This window comes from Shigella sp. FC1544 (assembly GCF_001722145.1).
Classification (GTDB): Bacteria; Pseudomonadota; Gammaproteobacteria; order Enterobacterales; family Enterobacteriaceae; genus Escherichia; species Escherichia coli.
The window spans coordinates 1-5620 of the sequence record NZ_MECT01000128.1 but is presented as its reverse complement, the minus strand read 5'-3'; the positions used below and the strand labels follow the sequence as shown (position 1 = coordinate 5620).

Sequence of the window (5620 nt, the reverse complement as noted above, 5' to 3'; positions counted from 1 at the left end):
AATCATCTGTACTCCAATGACTAGTCTAAAAACTAGTATTAAGACTATCACTTATTTAAGTGATACTGGTTGTCTGGAGATTCAGGGGGCCAGTCTAAAAATTCATCGCTGTATCCGCCTGATTAAATTCACATTTTATCTGCTGGGCGCACTATTAGTGGTAGTGGCTGGTGGAATCTATGCGCTGCAAATGAAGGGTAAAAGCGGTGTCAAGCTAGTAGTGGCAAAAGAAATTCATTAATACGACACGTTTCATTAAGATTTTCCTCAGGTAACCACCTATAGTCATTGTCGTTAATAAAAACGACAGGCGATAGGGTATGGCAGTTTCAGCAAAGTACGACGAATTTAATCACTGGTGGGCAACAGAGGGCGACTGGGTTGAAGAGCCTAACTATCGCCGTAATGGTATGAGCGGGGTGCAATGCGTCGAGCGCAACGGCAAAAAGCTGTATGTAAAGCGCATGACGCATCATCTGTTTCATTCTGTACGTTATCCGTTCGGCCGACCAACGATTGTCCGTGAGGTTGCGGTAATTAAATAACTGGAACGGGCCGGTGTCATCGTGCCGAAGATCGTTTTTGGTGAAGCGGTGAAAATTGAGGGTGAATGGCGAGCGTTGCTGGTGACTGAAGATATGGCGGGGTTCATCAGCATTGCTGACTGGTATGCCCAGCATGCAGTATCGCCTTATTCTGACGAAGTACGGCAAGCCATGTTGAAAGCAGTGGCGCTGGCGTTTAAGAAAATGCATAGCATTAATCGTCAGCATGGCTGTTGTTATGTTCGCCATATCTATGTGAAAACAGAAGGTAAGGCAGAAGCTGGTTTTCTTGACCTGGAGAAAAGTCGTCGCCGCTTGCGTCGCGATAAAGCGATTAATCATGACTTCCGCCAGCTGGAAAAATATCTGGAGCCAATCCCCAAAGCGGACTGGGAGCAGGTGAAAGCGTATTACTACGCCATGTAATCGTTGTAGGCCAGATAAGACGCATAAGCGTTGTATCTGGCACTACAACCAATTCACATCTCGATTTCAATATCGCCTTTTGCCCGGCAACAACAGGGCAAAATTTCCCCCGGCTGAATAAAGGCTAACGGTTCGGCAATCCAGTCAACTTGACCTGCAACCAGGCGTGTGCGACAGGAGCCGCAGTAACCTTCGCGACACTGGTACTCAACCGCCACATTGTGGGATTCCAGCGCTGCCAGAAGGGAAGGGTGTTCATCCTGGCACAGCAGTTGTGTGCCAGTGATGCGCAGGGTAACGCGGGCCATCAGAGCTGGAAGTTACTCAAATCGTCGGTGTCCACTTCCGAGTCAATCTGCCCGACCAGATAAGAACTGACTTCCACTTCCTGCGGAGCAACCTGCACGTTATCAGACACCAGCCAAGTGTTGATCCACGGGATCGGGTTGGAGCGCGTCTGGAACGGCAGATCCAAACCGACTGCCTGCATACGGATATTGGTGATGTATTCAACGTACTGGCAGAGAATGTCTTTATTCAGACCAATCATCGAACCGTCGCGGAACAGATAATCCGCCCAGTCTTTCTCCTGTTGAGCTGCCTGAACAAACAGGTCATAGCACTCCTGCTTACACTCTTCGGCAATTTCCGCCATCTCAGGATCGTCCGCGCCGCTGCGCAGCAGATTCAGCATATGCTGGGTGCCGGTCAGGTGCAGGGCTTCGTCGCGGGCAATCAGGCGAATAATTTTGGCGTTGCCTTCCATCAATTCGCGTTCTGCAAAGGCAAAGGAACAAGCAAAGCTGACGTAGAAGCGGATCGCTTCCAGCGCGTTAACGCTCATCAGGCAAAGATACAGTTTTTTCTTCAGCTCGCGCAGGCTAACGGTTACGGTTTTACCGTTAACGGTGTGGGTGCCTTCGCCCAGAAGGTGCCAGTAGCTGGTCATTTCGATCAGTTCATCGTAATAGCTGGAGATCCCTTCCGCACGTTTCTGGATCTGCTCGTTGGTGACGATATCGTCAAACACAATAGACGGATCGTTAACGATATTACGAATGATATGAGTATAGGAACGGGAATGAATCGTTTCTGAGAACGCCCAGGTTTCGACCCAGGTTTCCAGTTCCGGAATAGAAATAAGCGGCAATAGCGCCACGTTCGGACTACGACCCTGAATGGAATCCAGCAGCGTCTGATATTTCAGGTTGCTGGTAAAAATGTGTTTTTCGTGCTCCGGCAGCGCCTGGTAATCGATACGGTCGCGGGAGACGTCAACTTCTTCCGGACGCCAGAAGAAAGAGAGCTGCTTTTCGATCAGCTTTTCGAAGATGTCATATTTTTGCTGATCGTAGCGGGCCACGTTGACCGGCTGACCAAAGAACATAGGTTCTTTGAGCTGATCATTTTTCGTCTGTGAAAAGGTGGTATATGCCATGAGTGTGTCCTGTTGGGAGTTTAATGCCGGATAAGGCATTTTACGCCGCATCCTGTGCCTGATGCGACGCTGGCGCGTCTTATCAGGCCTACAAATCCGAGCCGTAGGCCGGATAAGGCGTTCACGCTGCATCCGGCATCTCAATATCAGATCTTACATGCGCCGCTTTCGCAGCCATCGTCCTGGATTGACGGTACCAGATCGTCCTGCGCGTCTTCAGCGCCGTCACGGGTGTTCTGATAATACAGCGTTTTGACCCCGAATTTGTAGGCGGTGAGCAGGTCTTTCAGCAACTGCTGCATCGGCACTTTTCCTGACGGGAAACGTGACGGATCGTAGTTGGTGTTAGCAGAGATCGACTGATCGATAAATTTCTGCATGATACCTACCAGTTGCAGGTAGCCATCGTTACCCGGCATTTCCCACAGCAGCTCATAGGCGTCGTGCAGGTGCTCGTAGTCCGGCACCACCTGGCGCAAAATACCGTCTTTCGACGCTTTGATGCTGACGTAACCGCGCGGCGGTTCAATACCGTTAGTGGCGTTAGAGATCTGCGAAGAGGTCTCGGACGGCATCAGGGCAGAAAGCGTGGAGTTACGCAGGCCGTGCGTTTTGATTGATTCACGCAATGCTTCCCAGTCGTAATGCAGCGGCTCATTAGCGATGGCATCCAGATCTTTCTTATAGGTATCGATCGGCAGGATCCCTTTCGCGTAAGTGGTTTCGTTAAACCACGGGCACGCGCCTTGCTCTTTAGCCAGCTCATTAGACGCTTTCAGCAGGTAATACTGAATCGCTTCGAAGGTTTTATGCGTCAGGTTGTTGGCGCTGCCGTCGGAGTAGCGTTTACCGTGCTTCGCCAGGTAGTAAGCGAAGTTGATCACACCAATACCCAGCGTACGACGACCCATCGCTCCACGTTTGGCGGCCGGGATCGGGTAATCCTGATAATCCAGCAGCGCGTCAAGTGCACGAACCGCCAGAATTGCCAGCTCTTCCAGTTCATCCAGGTTATTAATTGCGCCCAAGTTGAAAGCAGACAGCGTACACAGCGCGATTTCACCGTTCTCGTCGTTGACGTCGTTCAGCGGTTTGGTCGGCAGGGCTATCTCCAGGCACAGGTTAGACTGACGCACTGGCGCGATGGCCGGATCAAACGGGCTATGGGTATTACAGTGGTCAACGTTCTGAATATAGATACGACCGGTAGACGCACGTTCCTGCATTATCAGCGAGAACAGCTCAACGGCTTTCACACGCTGCTTGCGGATGCTGTCGTCTTTCTCATATTTGGTATACAGACGTTCAAACTCTTCCTGATCGGCGAAGAACGCGTCGTACAGCCCCGGTACGTCGGACGGGCTGAACAGGGTGATATCTTCACCTTTCAGCAGACGGGTATACATCAGTTTGTTGATTTGTACCCCGTAGTCCATATGACGCACGCGGTTGCCTTCCACACCACGGTTGTTTTTCAACACCAGCAGGCTTTCCACTTCCAGATGCCACATCGGGTAGAACAGCGTTGCCGCACCGCCGCGCACACCGCCCTGAGAGCAGGATTTCACCGCTGTCTGGAAATGTTTGTAGAACGGAATGCAGCCGGTATGGAACGCTTCACCACCGCGAATCGGGCTACCCAGCGCACGAATACGCCCGGCGTTGATGCCGATCCCGGCACGCTGGGAAACGTATTTAACAATCGCGCTGGAGGTGGCGTTGATGGAATCCAGGCTGTCACCGCACTCGATCAGTACGCAGGAGCTGAACTGACGAGTCGGGGTACGCACGCCGGACATGATTGGCGTCGGCAGCGAAATTTTAAATGTGGAAACCGCGTCGTAAAAACGCTTCACATATTGCAGGCGCGTTTCACGCGGGTAGTTCGAGAACAGGCACGCGGCAACCAGAATATAAAGGAACTGGGCGCTCTCATAGATTTCGCCGGTCACGCGGTTCTGTACCAGATATTTGCCTTCCAGCTGCTTAACGGCAGCATAAGAGAAGGTCATATCACGGTCGTGATCGATAAACGTGTCCATCTGCTTGAACTCTTCTTCCGTGTAGTCTTCCAGCAGATGATTATCGTATTTGCCCATCTCGACCATTTTCACCACGTGGTCGTACAGCGCAGGCGGCTCAAACTGGCCGTAGGCTTTTTTACGCAGGTGGAAGATCGCCAGGCGCGCGGCGAGATACTGATAATCCGGCGCATCACGGGAGATCAGGTCTGCGGCAGCCTTGATAATGGTTTCGTGGATGTCAGAGGTCTTGATACCGTCATAAAACTGAATGTGGGAGCGCAGCTCGACCTGGGAAATCGAAACGTTATGCAGTCCTTCTGCCGCCCAATCCAGAACGCGATGGATTTTGTCGAGATTGATGCGCTCTGTGCTACCGTCGCGCTTTGTCACCAGCAGATTCTGATTCATGTATGTCGTACCTGTTTTTGGAATTCTTTCCGCAATAGTTTCATGCAGACTACCTGTAGTACGGGAAGCTGCTTAGAACACTATATATAGGGGGTATGTTTGGGATTCACTGCAAGATAGTGTGAAAATGGCCCTCTTGCAAGTGCATAACTTTGTGGATAACTCAGGAAGGAAAAAGTGGCTTTCGCGCACCTTAGGTCAGACAAGGTGTCCGGGAAAGTCAATGGGAAGAGAAAAATTTGTTAAAAATAACTGTTCGGCGATTTCTTGAACGGCAGAATAGGTTGGATAAATTGATATAGATGGTTTATTAATCTTTTTGCTAATGATTGCAAAAATTGATCTAAGCACGAGTCATCACATAATCTGATGTATCAGTTGTGGTCAATATATAAGCGAATGTAAGCGATTGTTGATGTCGAAATGGTTGTTTTCTATTCGGTTATTGTTAAATGCGAAGCCATTTTGTTAATTTACCTTATATTATAAAAAAATTATTCATTACTTTAATTTAGTTTAAATATAACTGGTATCCCTTAAGGTTATTAACTTGAATTATGACGCACTGATATTATTCATCAAATAATAACAAAATAGCCATTGCATCGGGTTGGACAATTTACAAAAGAAAGATAACCCATATTGTATAATGCGTTTAAATATGCGGATTATCTTTCTACGCAAGGGTAATGCTGCCAACTTACTGATTTAGTGTATGATGGTGATTTTAAGGTGCTTGCGTGGCTTCCATTTCCATCAGATGTCCTTCCTGCTCCGCT

Annotated in this window: 5 protein-coding genes and 1 pseudogene; 3 read left to right on the top strand and 3 right to left on the bottom strand. The window is 49.3% G+C overall.

Going from position 1 to position 5620, the window contains the following annotated elements; all coding sequences use genetic code 11:
* Positions 1-241, top strand: a 241-nt coding sequence (locus tag BGK49_RS29195; protein WP_158513072.1) for a hypothetical protein, incomplete at its 5' end; no start/stop codon positions are given.
* A 79-nt stretch (positions 242-320) separates the two neighbouring features.
* Positions 321-971: pseudogene (gene inaA, locus BGK49_RS26005) on the top strand (lipopolysaccharide kinase InaA).
* 53 nt (positions 972-1024) lie between these two features.
* On the opposite strand, the gene yfaE reads toward inaA, so the two are convergent.
* From yfaE to nrdA, 3 genes are all read right to left on the bottom strand, one after another.
* The gene (gene yfaE, locus BGK49_RS08815; RefSeq protein ID WP_000135040.1) at positions 1025-1279 is read right to left on the bottom strand and encodes a ferredoxin-like diferric-tyrosyl radical cofactor maintenance protein YfaE; all 255 of its coding nucleotides are present in this window, start codon (positions 1277-1279) and stop codon (positions 1025-1027) included.
* Positions 1279-2409 carry a class Ia ribonucleoside-diphosphate reductase subunit beta gene (gene nrdB, locus BGK49_RS08810; RefSeq protein WP_005028363.1) on the bottom strand — a complete coding sequence of 377 codons (1131 nt, stop codon included), beginning with the start codon at positions 2407-2409 and terminating at the stop codon, positions 1279-1281. The genes yfaE and nrdB overlap by 1 nt, the downstream gene beginning before the upstream one ends.
* Before the next feature lie 146 nt (positions 2410-2555).
* Positions 2556-4841: a class 1a ribonucleoside-diphosphate reductase subunit alpha gene (gene nrdA / locus BGK49_RS08805; protein WP_001075159.1), complete on the bottom strand. Its 2286-nt coding sequence runs from the start codon at positions 4839-4841 to the stop codon at positions 2556-2558.
* 127 nt (positions 4842-4968) lie between these two features.
* On the opposite strand from nrdA, the gene ypaB reads away from it, so the two are divergent.
* Entirely contained in the window at positions 4969-5112 is a 144-nt protein-coding gene (gene ypaB, locus BGK49_RS31410; protein ID WP_001300064.1) for a protein YpaB, read from the top strand.
* Positions 5113-5620: the final 508 nt, after the last annotated feature.

Bases quoted from the DNA above. Each gene is read 5' to 3' on its own strand.
- ypaB (WP_001300064.1), top strand. From the start codon at position 4,969: ATGGCCCTCTTGCAAGTGCATAACTTTGTGGATAACTCAGGAAGGAAA.
- nrdA (WP_001075159.1), bottom strand. From the start codon at position 4,841: ATGAATCAGAATCTGCTGGTGACAAAGCGCGACGGTAGCACAGAGCGC.
- yfaE (WP_000135040.1), bottom strand. From the start codon at position 1,279: ATGGCCCGCGTTACCCTGCGCATCACTGGCACACAACTGCTGTGCCAG.
- nrdB (WP_005028363.1), bottom strand. From the start codon at position 2,409: ATGGCATATACCACCTTTTCACAGACGAAAAATGATCAGCTCAAAGAA.